This window comes from Dactylosporangium darangshiense, from assembly GCF_039537565.1.
GTDB classification, from domain to species: Bacteria; Actinomycetota; Actinomycetes; order Mycobacteriales; family Micromonosporaceae; genus Dactylosporangium; species Dactylosporangium darangshiense.
In genome coordinates, this window is record NZ_BAABAT010000013.1 from 110,736 (window position 1) to 126,564 (window position 15,829).

The following is a 15,829-nucleotide window of genomic DNA, read 5'->3' on the forward strand; positions in this document are numbered from 1 at the left end:
GAGCATGAGCGACGAAGTCGAGCACCCGGTCGTCGAGCACCCAGTCGTCGAGCATCCGTCGTCGAGCGATTTCGGCCAGGCGCGGGTGCTGCCCGCCGACCTGACGTGGTTTCAGCGAGCGGTCTTCTACGAGGTCCTGGTCCGGGCGTTCGCGGACTCCAACGCCGACGGCTCCGGCGACATCAAGGGGCTCATCGGGCAGCTCGACTACCTGCAGTGGCTCGGCGTGGACTGCCTGTGGCTGCCGCCGTTCTACGACTCGCCGCTGCGCGACGGCGGGTACGACATCCGGGACTTCTACAAGGTGCTGCCGGACTTCGGCACCGTCGACGACTTCGTCGAACTGCTCGACGCGGCGCACAAGCGCGGCATCCGGGTGATCACCGACCTGGTGATGAACCACACGTCGGACTCGCACCAGTGGTTCCAGGAGTCGCGGCGCGACCCGACCGGCCAGTACGGCGACTACTACGTGTGGTCCGACACCGACAAGGCCTACGCCGACGCCCGGATCATCTTCGTCGACACCGAGGAGTCGAACTGGACGTTCGACCCGGTGCGGCGGCAGTTCTACTGGCACCGGTTCTTCTCGCACCAGCCGGACCTCAACTACGCCAACCCCGACGTGCAGCGCGACATGATCGACGTGCTGCGGTTCTGGCTGGACCTGGGCATCGACGGGTTCCGCCTCGACGCGGTGCCGTACCTGTTCGAGGCCGAGGGCACCAACTGCGAGAACCTGCCGGAGACGCACGAGTTCTTACGCCGCTGCCGCAAGGTCATCGACGACGAGTTCCCGGGGCGGGTCCTGCTCGCCGAGGCCAACCAGTGGCCGGCCGACGTGGTGGAGTACTTCGGCGACGGCGACGAGTGTCACATGGCGTTCCACTTCCCTCTCATGCCGCGCATCTTCATGGCGGTGCGCCGCGAGTCGCGCTTCCCGATCTCGGAGATCCTGGCGCACACCCCGCAGATCCCGGCCAACTGCCAGTGGGGCATCTTCCTGCGCAACCACGACGAGCTGACCCTGGAGATGGTCACCGACGAGGAGCGCGACTACATGTACGCGGAGTACGCCAAGGACCCGCGCATGCGCGCCAACGTCGGCATCCGCCGGCGCCTCGCACCGCTGCTGGAGAACGACCGCAACCAGATCGAGCTGTTCACCGCGCTGCTGCTGTCGCTGCCGGGATCGCCGGTGCTGTACTACGGCGACGAGATCGGCATGGGCGACAACATCTGGCTCGGCGACCGCGACGGCGTGCGGACCCCGATGCAGTGGACCCCGGACCGCAACGCCGGCTTCTCGCAGGCCAACCCCGGCCGGCTCTACCTGCCGGCGATCCAGGACCACGTGTACGGCTACCAGGCCGTGAACGTGGAGGCGCAGCGGGAGGCCTCCACCTCGGTGCTGAACTGGACCCGTACGATGCTGCAGGTGCGCCGCCGGCACGAGGCGTTCGCCGCGGGCGAGTTCCGCGAGCTCGGCGGCTCCAACCCGTCGGTCCTCGCGTTCGTGCGCATCCACGGCGAGGACGTCGTGCTGTGCGTCAACAACCTGTCCCGGTTCCCCCAGCCGATCGAGCTCAACCTGCAGCCGTGGGCGGGCTACACCCCGATCGAGCTCACCGGGCACGTGCAGTTCCCGCACATCGGCCAGCTGCCGTACCTGCTCACGCTGCCGGGGCACGGTTTCTACTGGTTCCAGCTCAGCGCCCCGGTCGAGCAGAGCTAGAGGAGAGCCATGACTTCTCTGCCGTACATCGAGTGGCTGCCGCACCAGCGGTGGTACGCCGGCCGCACCCGCGAGCTGACCCACGTCGAACCGGCGCTGGTCACGCACCTGCCCGACGGCCTCGACCACGTGCTGCTCGACGCCCACTACGCCGACGGCGGTTCCGAGCGATACCAGCTCGTGCTCGGCTGGAACCTCGACGTGGCCGCGGAGCTGTCCGCGGCCGCGCTCATCGGCGCCGACGGCGACCGCACCGCCTCCGACGCCCTCTACGACGAGCACTCGGCGCAGCGGCTCCTCGCGCTCATCGACACCGGCGCCGTCGTCGACGGGGTGCGGTTCGTGCCCGAGCCCGGTGTGGCGCTGCCCGTCGACGCACCGGCCCGCATCGGCGGCGCCGAGCAGAGCAACACCAGCGTCGTGTTCGACTCCGCGGCGATCCTCAAGGTGTTCCGCCGGGTCAGCGCCGGCATCAACCCGGACCTGGAGCTCAACCGGGTCCTGGCCCGGGCCGGCTGCCCCAACGTCGCCCGGCTGCTCGGCGCCATCGAGAGCGACACGCCCGACGGCGAGCACCTGGCCCTGGCCATGGTGACGGAGTACGCGCAGAACTCGGCCGAGGGCTGGGCGATGGCGACCGCCAGCGCCCGCGACCTGTTCGCCGAGCACGACCTCAACGCCGACGAGGTGGGCGGCGACTTCGCCAGCGAGTCGGCCCGCCTCGGCGACGCGGTCGCGCACGTGCACCGCACGCTCGCGGCGCAGCTGGGCACGCAGCCCGGCGCGTCCCCGACGGCGACGATGCTCGAACGCCTCGACGCCGCCGTGCGCATCGTCCCCGAGCTGGCCGAGCTCGCCGGCGACGTCTCGGCCATGTTCCGCACGGTCGGCGAGGGGTCCGTCACCACGCAGCGCATCCACGGCGACCTGCACCTCGGCCAGGTGCTGCGGACCCCGGAGTCGTGGCTGCTCATCGACTTCGAGGGCGAGCCCGGGATGCCGGTCGAGGAGCGCCGCAAGCCGGACTCGGCGCTGCGCGACGTCGCCGCCATGCTGCGCTCCTACGAGTACGCCGGCTACCAGCTGCTGCTCGCCGAGAGCGACGACGAGGATCTCGAGCAGCGGGCCCGGCAATGGGTCGACCGTAACCGGGACGCATTCTGCGACGGCTATGCTGCGGCCGCCGGTTACGACCCACGCGACGACGGCGCGCTGTTGCGGGCTTACGAGCTGGACAAGGCGGTCTACGAGGCCACCTACGAGGCGCGGTACCGGCCGGGCTGGCTGCGGATTCCCCTACAGTCGATCGAGCGCATGGTGAACGGTTCGGACCTGACGACAAGGTGATGATCCCCCGATGAATCTCGACGACCTCATCGCCGGGCGGGCATACGACCCGCACGGCGTCCTGGGCGCCCATCCGCGAACGAGCGGGGACGCCGACACGACCGTCATCCGTGCGCTGCGCCGTGGCGCGAACGAGGTGGCGGTGGTCGTCGACGGCGAGCGGCACCCGATGGCCCGGGTGCACGGCGAGGGCGTGTTCGAGGCGGAGCTGCCCGGCCTCGTCAACGACTACCGCATCGACGCCGACGGCACCCTCACCGACGACCCGTACCGGCACCTGCCGAGCCTCGGCGACCTCGACCTGCACCTGATCCGGGAGGGCCGGCACGAGCGGCTGTGGACCGTCCTGGGCGCGCAGGCCCGCGACGGCGGCGTCGCGTTCGCCGTGTGGGCGCCCAACGCCCGCGGCGTGCGCGTCGTCGGCGACTTCACCGGCTGGGGCATGCACGAGGGCTGGCCGATGCGCTCGCTGGGCGGCAGCGGCGTGTGGGAGCTGTACGTGCCCGGCGCGAAGGCCGGCGACAAGTACAAGTTCCGGCTGCTCACCCCCGACAACGAGTGGGTGGAGAAGGCCGACCCCCTGGCCCGGCACACGGAGACCCCGCCGGCGACGGCGAGCGTGGTGCACCACTCCACGTACGACTGGAAGGACGCCGACTGGATCGCGGCGCGGGCCGATCGCCACCCGCACGAGGGCCCGGTCAGCATCTACGAGGTCCACCTCGGCTCGTGGCGGCCGGGGCTGTCCTATGTGGAGCTCGCCGACCAGCTCACCGAGTACGTGACCGAGATGGGCTTCACCCACGTGGAGTTCCTGCCGGTCATGGAGCACCCCTTCGGCGGCTCCTGGGGCTACCAGGTCACCGGCTACTACGCCCCGACGGCCCGCTTCGGCTCGCCGGACGAGTTCCGCCACCTCGTGGACCGGCTGCACCAGGCCGACATCGGCGTCATCCTCGACTGGGTGCCGGCGCACTTCCCGAAGGACTCGTGGGCGCTGGCCCGCTTCGACGGCACGCCGCTGTACGAGCACGGCGACTGGCGCCGCGGCGAGCACCCCGACTGGGGCACCCTCATCTTCGACTTCGGCCGCAAGGAGGTGCGCAACTTCCTCGTCGCCAACGCCCTGTACTGGTGCGAGGAGTTCCACGCCGACGCGCTGCGGGTCGACGCGGTCGCCTCGATGCTCTACCTCGACTACTCCCGCGAGCAGGGGCAGTGGTCGCCCAACCAGTACGGCGGCCGGGAGAACCTCGACGCGATCTCCTTCCTGCAGGAGGCCAACGCCACCGTCTACAAGCACCACCCCGGCATCATGATGATCGCCGAGGAGTCGACGGCGTGGCTGGGCGTGACCCGCCCGACCGACGGCGGCGGCCTGGGCTTCGGCTTCAAGTGGAACATGGGCTGGATGCACGACACGCTCACCTATGTCGGCAAGGACCCGATCTACCGGCAGTACCACCACAACCAGATGACGTTCGCCACGGTGTACGCCTGGAGCGAGAACTACGTGCTGCCGATCAGCCACGACGAGGTCGTGCACGGCAAGGGCTCCCTGGTCGGCAAGATGCCCGGCGACCTGTGGAAGAAGGTCGCCAACGCCCGGGCGCTGCTGGCCTACATGTGGTCGTTCCCCGGCAAGCAGCTGCTGTTCATGGGCTGCGAGCTCGGCGACGAGGAGGAGTGGAGCGAGGAGCGGGGCCTCAACTGGGGCCTGCTGCACGACCCGCTGCGCGGCGGGCTGCAGAAGCTCGTGCACGACCTCAACGCGGTGTACCGGGGCACGTCCGCGCTGTGGAGCCAGGACACGACGCCGGACGGCTTCCGCTGGATCAACAACGAGGACTCCGGCGGCAACGCGTTCACGTACCTGCGCTGGGGCGCCGACGGCTCGGTCGTCGCCGTCGCGGTCAACTTCGCCTCGCACCCGCACGAGGGGTATCGCATCGGCCTGCCCTTCACCGGCCGCTGGTCGGAGATCCTCAACACCGATGCGGAGGTCTACGGCGGCTCCGGCGTCGGCAACTTCGGCGCGATCGAGGCCGAGGGGATCCCGCACAACGGCCTGCCCGCCTCCGCGGAGGTGCGCATCCCGCCCCTGGGCGCGGTCTGGTTCCGTTTGGGGTGAGCGTAACCTCGCTCGCATGAGCGTGGATTTCCGCGACACGATCACGATCGCGGCGCCGGCGGCCGTCGCCGGGGACATCATGAAGGCGGTTCAGGACTGGCCGTCCTGGACCGCCTCGGTGTCCGGTGTGGAGCGCGCCGCCACCGGCCCCCTGCAGCCCGGCGAGACCATCAGCGTGAAGCAGCCGAAGCTGGCGAAGTCGACCTGGAACGTGACCCGCGTCGACACACACGGCTTCGAGTGGACGTCGTCGTCCTCGCCCGGCGTGCGCAACGTGGCCGGCCACTGGGCCCTCGACAACGGCGACGGCACCTGCACCGCCGAGCTGACGCTGTCGTTCGCCGGCCCCCTGGCCCGCCTCGTCACGCTCCTCTATTCGGGCCTGATCCGGCGGTACATCAGGATGGAGGCCGAAGGCCTGCGCAAGGCCGCCGAGGAGCGCGCCGCCGGTTAGGCGCGCAGGGCCTGGGTCACCTCGCGGGCGCGTTGCTCGCCGGGGAACTGCTCGCCGAAGAACCGGTGCAGGGCGGCCGCGGCGAAGCCGATGCCCATCGGGGCGAGGATCAGCAGGAAGCCGCCGAAGTAGGAGCCGCGGCCGGCGTCGTTGGCCTCGCGGGTCGGCACGTGGCGCAGCCAGTGGCGGCCCAGGAAGTAGCCGTACGCGGCCAGCAGCAGCACGATCGCGGCGAATACGACCCGGCCGGTGGTGCCGCTGCTGCCGAAGGCGGCGTCCACGCCGGCCGCGGTCAGGCCCGCGGCGGCGAGGGTCGTCAGGACCGCGCCGGCCGCGGTCAGGGCGCGGCGGCGGCGGTACCGGGCGCCGCGTTCCACCCAGCTCGTGCCGATCCACGGCAGCGCGACGGCCGGGCCGTCAGGGAGCTCGCGCACAGGGTAGACGCGCTCGACATCGGCCACGGGGTCACGCTCCGGCGGGTTGTACGGTTCAGGGTCGGTGCCGAGGAAGATCACCCAGCAGGTTGCGGTTGTACAGCAAAATCGTCCACCGGTCCAGATCAATACGCTCCAGCGGCATCCCGAACGTCTCGATCGCGCCGCTGACGGTCCCGTAGTGCGCCAGGGAGCGGTCCACGATGATGAACCGGGCGTCGTGGCGCTGCGGGTCGTACCACTCCTCGTGCGACTCCCAGTGGAAGACCCGCGGCATCGGGTCGACGACCGGCGCGACGCGCACCCGGCCGCCGGAGGCGACGGTCACCGTGTGCGAGGCCCAGTACGCGCCGATGCCGTAGTGCAGGTCGTGCGCCTCCAGCCAGCGGGCCACCTCGGTCGCCTCGGCCGGGTTCGGGCGGGCCATCGCCGCCTGCACCCCGAACGCGGCGACGAGGACAGCGGCGAGGGCACCGGCGCTCCAGCGCAGCGCGTGCCGGCGGGCCCAGTGCCGCTGCGCCCAGGCGGCCGCGAGCCGGTCGCCGAAGACCCGGCCGGCGAGGACCGCGCCGAACGGCAGCACGTTGACGACCTGGCGGGCGCTGGTCATGTCGGCGGCCTGCGTCGAGGCGACGAACGCGGCCAGGTTCACCGCGATGCCGACGGCCAGCCACTGCGCGACCCGGTCGTCGCCGCGCCCGCGCAGCAGCCGGGCGACGCTCACCGCGGCGGCCGCGAGCGCCGCCGCCATGAGCAGCAGCTTCACCGCGCCGGCGGCGTAGTTCACGCCGGTCAGCCACGGGCCGTCGTCGGCCAGGTAGGGGAAGTACGCGCCGTAGTCCAAGGCGACGACCCGCCACATCATCGACAGGTGCTGCGGGATCGACTCCCACTCGCTGAACTCGGCGATCGGCTGGTGCACCCGGAAACCGCCGGCCAGCGCGATCAGGCGCACCGCGGCGTGCGCCAGGGCTACGGAGGCTGCCGCGGCGACGAGCAGGTGCCCGTCGGCGCCCTTCGGGGCGCGGGACCAGATCGCCCGCAGCAGCCGCCAGGCGCTGACCATCGCCAGCGGCAGGGCGCCGATGTACATCGCGAGGGGGTCGGCGACCTGCGCGATCGTGAGCACCGCGGTGACGGCGAGTGGCCACCACCGCCCCAGCACCGCCCGGCGGTCGATCAGCAGCGCCGTCACCAGCAGAGGCACGCCGGTGCCGGTGTGGTCGGGCACGTTCAGCACGATCGCCCAGCCGGCGTGGGCCTCCGGCACCAGCAGTACCGACACCGCCAACGCCATCCGGGCCCACGCGGCGCGGCCCGTGGCCTCGCCCCGGGCGACGAGCGCGGCGAAGACGATGAGCAGCACGTAGGTCATGGCCGCCGCGATGTGCACGACGTCCTCGCTGGGCCCGTACACCAGCTCGATGAGCGCGTACTGCACCAGCTCCGTCGGGTAGAACGACACGTCGCTGAGCGTCCAGCCGGCCAGCCCCACGTTGCCGTGCAGCATGTCCCACGCCTGCAGGGCGTTGGCCGCGCCGTCGGCGTTCATGCCGTTGGTGCGGGCCATGCGCAGATACCCCAGCAGCATGACGGCGACCGCGCAGACGAGCATGCCGGCGGTGACGAACCGCCCGCGGGTGCGCCGGCCGGTGGTCCCGGTGGTTCCGATGTCGCCGGCGGTGCGCTGCCGCGGGATGGTCGTCGTCGTGGCCGCGGTGACCGCGGTGGGCATCGGACTCACCCGCGTTATTCTGGGGCACGCGCGCTGTCGCAGATCGGTCAGGTCTGATCAATGACACTCGCGCCCGGGAAGGCAACCCCGGGCGGCTCCCGGTGCGTCCACACGAGATGGAACCCGCTCCGCACTGCCATGCCGGGTATCGATGCTGACCGGAATCCGCGAGCAGCTCGAGGCGGCCTCCCGCGCCGCCGCGACGCTGCGCGGCCGCGTGGTCGCCGACACCGCCGCCCTCGCGCCGGACGCACCCGGCGTCGAGGGCCTGCGCAACTTCACCGTCGCCGCCGACCGCGACCTCGCCGAGGCCGTGCGGATGGCCGGCAGCCCGTCGTACAGCGCGCAAGGCAACCCGAGCCTCCTGCGCGAGACCGCCATCGGCGCGATCGCCGTCGCCGCCGCAGCGGCCGCGGGCGCGCTCGTGTCCCTCTGGCTGTCGCTGAGCCTCCCGCTGCAGGCGCTGATCGCGTTCGCGGCGATGGTCGGCACCGGCCTGCCGCCCCTTGTCGCGCTCAACCGCCGCCGCGGGCGCGACCGCCGTCCCGGCGGGCGGCCCGGCCCCGACGACGGCCGCCCGACCGCCGAGTTGATCGGCGAGGCCCGCGACGCCGTCGCCGCCGCGATGCTCGCGCTGCTGGCCCGCCGACCGGCGCCGGCCGGCCTGCCGGAGCGGGCCCGGGTGCAGTGGGAGGCCCGCAACGGCCGCCTGCCGATGCTGCTGTGCCGCGCCGACGTGGACTTCGCCGCCGCGCAGCGGTTCCTCCCACAGCTGCCGCAACGGGAGGGACGCGATGACCGCGACGCCGTTGGCTGACGCCGAGCTGACCCGGCGGGTGGACGACGTCTACCGGGATCTGCTGGGCGCGCTGCGCGACCTGCAGCAGGCGCGCTGGACCCAGGCCGGGCCGGCCGAGCGGCTCGACGAGCGCATCCACGGCCTCGCCAGCGCCTCGGCGTTCATGGACCGGGCCGCGGTCGCCGGGCCGGACCTGCCGGAACGCGCCTACGGCGCCGGCACCGAGCGCCGCGGCTACTACGCCACCGGCGCCTACATCGTCGCGCTCTTCGCCACCCTGCTCGTCACCGGGCGCGGCCTGGCGGGCCTGGTCATCGCCTCCACCGTGGCCATGCTGGTCATGGTCGCGGTGTCGCGGGCGTACCTGGCCCGGTTCATGCGCCGCGACCTCGAGCGGGTGGCGCACTCGCCCGACGCGGCCGGCGTCCTCGCCGATCTGGACCAGCTCATCGAGGTGACCGACCCCGACCAGCGCCCCGAGGTCCTGGAGAACCTTCGCCGCGCGCGCCGCTGGCTGGAGGACTACACCGAGTAACCCCAACTGCGATGGACGAACGGCCGTCTAACCTGGCCGCATGGAGCTTCCCGGGTACGACGACGAAGACCTCTGCTACGACGGCGAAGCGCTGTTGCGGCGGCCGGGCTATTTCGCGGTACACCTGCTGCAGGCCGCCGACCTCGGCCTCGACGAGCTGACGGACTTTTTCGGCCTCGACCCCGACGAGGTCTCCTCGGCCGACGCCGAGATCCGCTCCTGCGAGGCGTGGCCGGTGCTCCAGGTGCCGCTGCGCGACGGCGCGCGGATCGCCGTGGTGTGGCGCAACTACGAGGACGACGCCGGCGTCGACTACCTCCTCCTGCCGGCCGGCGGCGCCAAGGCGATCACCCTGGCCGTCCTCGACGGGCACCAGTTCGGGCCCGGCATCTCGTGGCCGGAGCTGCGCGCCGTCGCCGGGCGCGCGGCCGACCCGGTGCGTGCGGCGCAGATCCTCGTGCTGCTCGCGCCGATGATGGCCGACGACGCCGCTGGCGAGGGCGCCGTCGCCGAGCTTGCTGTGGCCCTGCGCGCCCTCGGGGTGACCGGCGACGCCGAGGAGCTCGCCCGGATGCTCGTCGAGGAGCACGCGCTGTTCGAGCCCGAGCACTGGCACGCGGGCGAGGACGGGGTGACCGTGTGCGACGGGGAGCTCAGCTTCCGCAACCCGGCGCAGCCGAGCATCGCCATGCTGCCCGAGGTGCTGCGGACCGTCTCGGAGCTGCTGCGCCCCTGAGCCTCAGACGGCGACCCAGCCGTCGAAGCCGCTCGGCGACATGCAGTGCACCCGGCCGTCGAGGTGCAGGGCCGGATCCGTCTCGTACCGCTTCGTGAGCGTCCGCTCGGCGTCGATGTCGCCGCGGTCGGCCGACAGCAGCAGCTCGGCCAGTTCGTCGGCGGTGCGGTCGGTGATCGCGCCCCACTGGTCCCACAGCAGGACCTCGTCGCCGTTGCGGTGCGCGACCTCGAGCAGCACGTAGTCGAGCAGGAACTGGTGGCCGCGGAAGGGCAGGTAGGGGTCGACGCCGTAGTTCTCGGCGTCGATCAGTCCCCGGCGGTGCGACATCCACGCCTGCGCGGCGGTGATGAACTGCGGCAGGTCGGTGGTGTCGAACGGATACCGCTCGGGGTCCAGCTGCGCGTCGGCGAGCACCCAGCGCCGGCCGTTCCAGTACTCGGCGACGACGTGGTCGTAGTTGAAGTCCTCGGCGAAGTACGGCGCGAACCCGACCCGGCTGCGGGCCGGCACGCCGCGGCGGCGCAGCGCCGCGATGGTGAGCAGCGTGAAGTCGCGGCAGCAGCCGACGAGGCGCTCACGCTCGGGCCGCGGCTCGGTCAGCGGCGCCGGGAAGCGGCCCTGGTCCAGCTCGAGCATCTTGTGCAGCCAGCGCGTGTCGATCTCGGCCAGGCGGTCGCCGGTGAACTCGATGCCGGCGGCGCGGTAGTGCACCACGACGTTGCGCACCGCCGACAGCAGCGCCGGCACGTCGTCGGGGAGATCGTCGAGCAGGTGGCCGAGCGTGCCCGGGTCGCTGAAGCGCGTCTGCTCGCGGTACCGCTGCATCATGGATCGAACCTAGCAACATTTGAGCATCGCCCGCCCGAGCGCGGCGTGCGCCCGCACGGCGGGGTGGGTCGGCCCGTAGTCCGCGGCGTCGCCGAGCCCGTCGGCGAACAGGCTGTACACGACCGCGGGGGTGCCGTCGGGGGTGAACACGATCCCCGCCTCGTGCCGGGCCGCCCGCCCGCCCTCGTGATCGGCGCCGTGCTTCGTCGCCACGCGGGAGCGCTGCGCGCAGGACATGTCGCGGCGGACCCCGTCGTGGTAGCCGGCGGCGGCGCGCAGCACGCGCAGCATGAACGCGCTCGTGTCCGGTCCGAGCAGCGTCCCCGCCGCCAGCCGGGCGAGCAGATCGTGCGTCTCGGCCGCGGTGGTGTCGCCGAGCATGAATCGCGCCGGGTCGTCCACGGGAACCACGCGGGTGCGCACGAACCCTTTCGCGGCGAGGATCTCGTTGATCTCGGCCGCCGGCACGAGCCGCCCGCACAGCCGCACCGCAGTGTTGTCCGACACGAGCAGCAGTGCCGTGACGACCCCGGCGGCGGTGAGCTCGTCGCCCCAGACGGGCTGCAGGTGGTACAGCCCGCTGCCGCCCAGGACGTCGGACGCCTCGAGGCGCACCCGGCGCCCGAGGCCGAGCTCGCCGCGGTCGGCCTTGTCGAGCAGGGCCACGGCCACCGCGAGCTTCTGGATGCTGTACCCCTTGATCACCCGCTCGTCGTCATCGCGGACGGCGACCTCACCCGCGACGCTGACCCGCGCGTGCCAGTCCCCGCCGGCGCGGCGCGTGTGCCGCGCGTACGCGCGCCGCAGCCCGGTCACGGCCGGCAGCGCGGAGCTCACCAGCGCAGTCTAGGGTTGCTGGCCATGGACGACGAGGCGGTCGCGGCGGCACTCGGCGCGCACCTGTCCCGGCTCGCGTTCGCCGACCGCGCCACCGACGACGTCACCGAGCTGCTCATCGCCTCCGTCGTCGACTGGGCCGTCGCGTCGGGCTGGCGCGCCTACCGCCGCGCGGCGAGCGTGGTGCCGCTGCCGCCGCCGTACGAGCGGCAGTTCTCCGTCGTCGACGTGGGCATCGCGCGGCCGGGCGCCGCACCGGTCGTCGTCGAGGTCGACCACGCGGACCGCCGCCGCACCCTGGACAAGCTCGCCGCGGAGGCCGCGGCCGGGCGGGTCGCCCTGTGGGTGCGCTGGGGCACCGGCCGCTTCACCGCGCCGCCGCCCCCGGTCCGCCTGGTCCCCTTCCCGGTCATCTCGCGCCGCGGCCCGGCGGGGCCGAAGGTGCACTCGCACACCGCGGGATCGGACCGCCCCGCGCCGTCACATTCGGCGCCGGTGGCCGACTTCGCCCCGGAGCCGATGCGCCTGGACCCGGAGGCGTAGTTCCCCTCAATCGGCGCCGCGGACCCGGGTGAGCGCGCCGTCCGGCCCGATGACGTGCTCGGGCCCGACGAACCCGATCGTGTCCCACGGCACGGCGCCGACCGGCCGCAGCACGCCTTCCGCATCGGCGTGCTGCACCCGCCCGCCTTGCGTGAGGCACAGCCAGCCGGCATCTTCCCGACATATCCGGATTCGCGTAATGCGCCCGGTCGCCCGCGCCGAGGTCCGCCAGCGCTCGGCGCCGTCCGCCCCGACCAGCCGCAGCCGCCCGTCGGCGCCGCACAGCAGGGTCTGCTCGCCCACCACGGCGTCGAGCAGCGCGAACGTCCCGAGCTCGACGCGCCAGGCGGGCGGGCGGTCCGCGGCCGGCCGCAGCGCCACCGTCTCGCGCTCCTGCGTCACCACGGCGCCGTCCGGGCCGCCGGCGAGGAAGCGCGCGCCGCGGATCGTGTGGCGGGTGCCCCCGGTCGGGCCGAGCACGAGCCCCGGGCCGCGCGCGGTCACGACGCCCGCCAGGACGCGCCCGTCGCCGACCGGCAGCGCGGCGACGGGCTCGACGTGGCGGAGGTCCTTGCGGTGCCACAGGACCGCCCCGTCGAGCGCGTGCCCGGCGACGCCGCCCAGCCATGCGCCGACCACGATCTGCGGGTCCGCGCCGGCGGGCCGCACGAACGCGATCAGCCGGCCGGGGATCGCGGGCGGGTCGTGGGCGGCCAGCGGCGCGGCGAAGTCGGACTCCAGCCTGCCGGGGGCGGACCACACGGGCACGCGGCCGTGTGCGTGGGCCGTGACGTAGCGGCCGTCGTCGGACTCGGCCGCTCCCACCACCTCGGCCGGCATGCGCCCAAGAGTAGGCGATCACGGGCTTCGTCGGCGGGGCGCACCGGTTCCTCCACCGTACAGGACGCCACCAAACTGTGGATCATACCGATGACACAGTGTCATCGACCCAGCACAGTAGGAGGAGTCCGTGGCCCGCCGTACCGCAAAAACCGTGAACGCCGCAGAAGCGGCAAAAGCGATCGAAATGCCCGGCCGGAATAGGCGCTCCCGAGACGTCCTAACGGCCGGAAAAGGTTGGCCCGGTCGGCCGGACATAACGGACGATAAGCGCCCATCAGTGGGTGAGATAGGTGGTGAGGAATGTCACCACCGTCCGCGAGCGCCGCGTTACTCGCTTAGCGTCGCCGACGGCCCCCAGTTGGGGTCGCACGCCAGATCTATCCGTTTTGCCCGGTACTTCGGGCCAGCGCCGCCACCACCGGGCGCTCCACCCGAGACACGCGAGAGTGCACCGGGCCGACCGTGGAGCCGAACTGAACGCTCGCCAGCCGCTGCCGCGTCCGCCGCACGTACAAGCCCGGCACCGCATCGCAGCAGGCACCGCAGCCCTTGCCCTGTACACCGTCTGGCTCGGCCCCTCCGCGGCCGTAGCCGGCCCGCAACCCAAGGCGCCGGCCGTGAACGCCGAGTACGGCTCGCCGGCCCTGACCCTCGACGAGCAGGAGGCCCTGCTCACCGCCTACGAACGCGCCGACCGGGCGTACCGCGAGCACCAGAGCGTCGCGGCGAGGTCCCGGCCCGAGGCAGCGGTCCCGCCGGCGCCCGCCCCGCCGCCGACCGCGTCGAAGACGACGAGCACATCGAGCAAGAGCTCGAAGTCGGGCGGCTCGACGACCAAGACCACGACCAACGTCGCTCCCCCGTCGGGGGCGGCCGGCACCGTGGTGTCCTTCGCCATGGCCCAGGTCGGCAAGCGCTACGTGTACGCGACCGCCGGCCCGAACACCTACGACTGCAGCGGCCTCGTGATGGCCGCCTACGCCAAGGTCGGCATCAAGCTGCCGCACCAGAGCGAGCAGATCGCGGCCCGCGGCCGGAAGGTCCCGTCCGGGCAGTGGATGCCCGGCGACGTCATCCACACGTCGGGGCACGTGGCCATCTACATCGGCAACGGCAAGATGGTCGAGGCGGCCAACCCGTCGGCCGGCGTGCGCGTCGCGCCGGTGCGCGGCGGCACCGCATATCGCTTCCTGTAAACGGCGTTACCCACCCGGGCGGGCATGCGCTCATCTCGATGCCCGCCCGGGTGCGATCCTGCGGCCTGAACCGCCCGCGCGCCACGGGGGTAGGCAAAGACATGACCGTACATCGACGCGTGACAGTCGTGCTGACCCTCGCCGCCGCGATCACGGCCACGCTGCTGGCCACACCGGCGGCAGCCGACGCATCGGGCGCGGACCGCCCGCTGCCCATCACCCTGCGCCTGCCCGACGGCTTCCAGCCCGAAGGGATCGCGATCGGCCGGGGGCCCTTCGCCTACTTCGGCTCCCGTGCCGACGGGCGCATCGTCCGCATCAACCTGGTGAGCGGCGCCGCGACGCAGCTCAGCCCGCCGGTCGGGAGCGCCTCGCTGGGCATGAAGGTCGACGCCCACGGCCGGCTGTTCGTCGCCGGCGGGGGCGGCGGCGACGCCCGGGTCGTGGACACCCGCACCGGTGCGATTCTCGCCTCCTACAAGTTCACGACCGAGACGACGTTCGTCAACGATGTGGTACTCCTGGACGGCGCCGCGTACTTCACCGACTCGCGGCGGGCGGTGCTGTACAAGGTCGCCGCCGGCCGCCACGGCGAGCTCCCGGCGACGTTCACCACCCTGCCGCTCAGCGGCGACTTCGTGCTCACCCCGGGCGCGACCAACCTCAACGGCATCGCCGCAACGCCCGACGGCCGGGCGCTGATCGCGGTGCAGTCCAACACCGGCCTGCTGCTGCGCATCGACCCGCGCACCGGCGTGGCGAAGCGGGTGGACACCGGCGATCGCACGTTCGTCAACGGCGACGGGCTGTGGCTGTCCGGCCGCACGCTCTACGTCGTGCAGAACCGCGACAACACCGTCGTCGCGGTGCAGCTGTCCCGCGACGGCTCGGCCGGCACGGTCCGGGCGCAGCGCACCGACCCGCGCTTCGACGTGCCGACGACGATCGCGCAGTTCGGGCACCGGCTGTACCTGCCCAACGCCCGCTTCACCACCCCGCCGGCCGCGGACACGACCTACACGGCCGTGGCCATCGCCGCCTTCTGAGCCGGGCGGGCCGTTATCCGCGCCAACCGGCGCCGAAGAGCGCCCACAGGCGCGGGTAACGGCCGGCCAGGTCGGCGGTCTCGAGATCGCGCCACTCGAGGTCGTCGGGGCTCGGGTCGTAGCGCACCCGCACGCCGCGCTCGTCCTCCAGCACGGTGCGCGCGTCGTCGGCGACGTCCTCGCGGTCCTCGCCGATGTCGACGGCGACGTACTCGAGGGTCTCCCACTCCGGGAAGTCGGCGTCCTCCCAGTCGTCCCACGCCAGGCCCGCCAGGCGCTGGACCGCCGGCACGCCGGCGAGGGAGTCGGGGTCGGCGATCGCGGCGTCGTAGGCCGCGCGGCCCAGGCCGACGAGCCACATCTGGAAGTAGTGGAACGAGTCGGTACTGCACCAGCCGTACATGATGATCTCGGCGGCGCGCCACAGCCGGTACGTGTTGGCCGGCTCCCGGGTCGCGGCCAGCCGCTGCACCCAGTCGAGCAGCTCGGCGCGGGGTGCGCGCGTGAGCCGCCGCGTCAGGAAGTCCTCCCGCGCGTCCCGCGACGGGCCGGCGGTCGCGGAGCGTTCCACGAGCGCCCAGAACTCATCGACGTTCACGGCGCACACGGTAGCGGGTTCAGGGGCGG

General features: G+C 72.7%; 16 protein-coding genes. 10 read left to right on the plus strand and 6 right to left on the minus strand.

Going from position 1 to position 15,829, the window contains the following annotated elements; all coding sequences use genetic code 11:
- Positions 1 to 4 precede the first annotated feature (4 nt).
- From treS to ABD901_RS24390, 4 genes are read left to right on the plus strand one after another with little or no spacing between them, the layout of a single operon-like run.
- On the plus strand, positions 5 to 1,735 hold the full coding sequence (gene treS / locus ABD901_RS24375; RefSeq protein ID WP_345129450.1) for a maltose alpha-D-glucosyltransferase: 1,731 nt from the start codon (positions 5 to 7) through the stop codon (positions 1,733 to 1,735).
- A 9-nt stretch (positions 1,736 to 1,744) separates the two neighbouring features.
- Positions 1,745 to 3,082, plus strand: a complete 1,338-nt coding sequence (locus tag ABD901_RS24380; protein ID WP_345129451.1) for a maltokinase N-terminal cap-like domain-containing protein — start codon at positions 1,745 to 1,747, stop codon at positions 3,080 to 3,082.
- Between the two features lie 10 nt (positions 3,083 to 3,092).
- A complete protein-coding gene (glgB, locus tag ABD901_RS24385) occupies positions 3,093 to 5,213 on the plus strand; it encodes a 1,4-alpha-glucan branching protein GlgB (RefSeq protein WP_345129452.1) in 2,121 nt (706 codons plus the stop codon).
- Between the two features lie 16 nt (positions 5,214 to 5,229).
- Complete coding sequence (locus ABD901_RS24390; protein WP_345129453.1) at positions 5,230 to 5,667, plus strand: SRPBCC family protein; 438 nt, start codon at positions 5,230 to 5,232, stop codon at positions 5,665 to 5,667.
- Here the strand turns inward: ABD901_RS24390 and ABD901_RS24395 are convergent.
- Both ABD901_RS24395 and ABD901_RS24400 read right to left on the minus strand, forming a co-directional pair.
- Entirely contained in the window at positions 5,664 to 6,128 is a 465-nt protein-coding gene (locus ABD901_RS24395) for a hypothetical protein (protein WP_345129454.1), read from the minus strand. The two genes, ABD901_RS24390 and ABD901_RS24395, sit on opposite strands and share 4 nt — an antisense overlap.
- Positions 6,129 to 6,156: 28 nt before the next feature.
- A complete protein-coding gene (locus ABD901_RS24400) occupies positions 6,157 to 7,845 on the minus strand; it encodes a hypothetical protein (RefSeq protein WP_345129455.1) in 1,689 nt (562 codons plus the stop codon).
- Between the two features lie 142 nt (positions 7,846 to 7,987).
- On the opposite strand from ABD901_RS24400, the gene ABD901_RS24405 reads away from it, so the two are divergent.
- From ABD901_RS24405 to ABD901_RS24415, 3 genes are read left to right on the plus strand one after another with little or no spacing between them, the layout of a single operon-like run.
- Positions 7,988 to 8,653 carry a hypothetical protein gene (locus ABD901_RS24405; protein ID WP_345129456.1) on the plus strand — a complete coding sequence of 222 codons (666 nt, stop codon included), beginning with the start codon at positions 7,988 to 7,990 and terminating at the stop codon, positions 8,651 to 8,653.
- Positions 8,631 to 9,170: a hypothetical protein gene (locus tag ABD901_RS24410; RefSeq protein WP_345129457.1), complete on the plus strand. Its 540-nt coding sequence runs from the start codon at positions 8,631 to 8,633 to the stop codon at positions 9,168 to 9,170. Before ABD901_RS24405 ends, ABD901_RS24410 begins: the two co-directional genes overlap by 23 nt.
- A gap of 40 nt (positions 9,171 to 9,210) precedes the next feature.
- Positions 9,211 to 9,906 (plus strand): hypothetical protein, encoded by a 696-nt coding sequence (locus ABD901_RS24415; protein ID WP_345129458.1) that lies wholly within the window; start codon positions 9,211 to 9,213, stop codon positions 9,904 to 9,906.
- A 3-nt stretch (positions 9,907 to 9,909) separates the two neighbouring features.
- Here ABD901_RS24415 and ABD901_RS24420 read toward each other — a convergent pair whose 3' ends face one another.
- Both ABD901_RS24420 and ABD901_RS24425 read right to left on the minus strand, forming a co-directional pair.
- Positions 9,910 to 10,737: a transglutaminase-like domain-containing protein gene (locus ABD901_RS24420; protein ID WP_345129459.1), complete on the minus strand. Its 828-nt coding sequence runs from the start codon at positions 10,735 to 10,737 to the stop codon at positions 9,910 to 9,912.
- A 9-nt stretch (positions 10,738 to 10,746) separates the two neighbouring features.
- Complete coding sequence (locus tag ABD901_RS24425) at positions 10,747 to 11,574, minus strand: serine hydrolase (RefSeq protein WP_345129460.1); 828 nt, start codon at positions 11,572 to 11,574, stop codon at positions 10,747 to 10,749.
- Positions 11,575 to 11,598: 24 nt separating this feature from the next.
- Between ABD901_RS24425 and ABD901_RS24430 the strand changes: the two genes are divergently transcribed.
- Entirely contained in the window at positions 11,599 to 12,117 is a 519-nt protein-coding gene (locus ABD901_RS24430; protein ID WP_345129461.1) for a hypothetical protein, read from the plus strand.
- Between the two features lie 6 nt (positions 12,118 to 12,123).
- On the opposite strand, the gene ABD901_RS24435 is transcribed toward ABD901_RS24430, so the two are convergent.
- Entirely contained in the window at positions 12,124 to 12,957 is an 834-nt protein-coding gene (locus ABD901_RS24435; protein ID WP_345129462.1) for a hypothetical protein, read from the minus strand.
- A gap of 620 nt (positions 12,958 to 13,577) precedes the next feature.
- Here ABD901_RS24435 and ABD901_RS24440 point away from each other — a divergent pair.
- Positions 13,578 to 14,156 (plus strand): C40 family peptidase, encoded by a 579-nt coding sequence (locus ABD901_RS24440; protein ID WP_345129463.1) that lies wholly within the window; start codon positions 13,578 to 13,580, stop codon positions 14,154 to 14,156.
- A gap of 119 nt (positions 14,157 to 14,275) precedes the next feature.
- Complete coding sequence (locus ABD901_RS24445; RefSeq protein ID WP_345129464.1) at positions 14,276 to 15,202, plus strand: NHL repeat-containing protein; 927 nt, start codon at positions 14,276 to 14,278, stop codon at positions 15,200 to 15,202.
- Positions 15,203 to 15,215: 13 nt separating this feature from the next.
- Here ABD901_RS24445 and ABD901_RS24450 read toward each other — a convergent pair whose 3' ends face one another.
- Positions 15,216 to 15,800: a DUF4240 domain-containing protein gene (locus tag ABD901_RS24450; protein WP_345129465.1), complete on the minus strand. Its 585-nt coding sequence runs from the start codon at positions 15,798 to 15,800 to the stop codon at positions 15,216 to 15,218.
- Between the last annotated feature and the right edge of the window lie 29 nt (positions 15,801 to 15,829).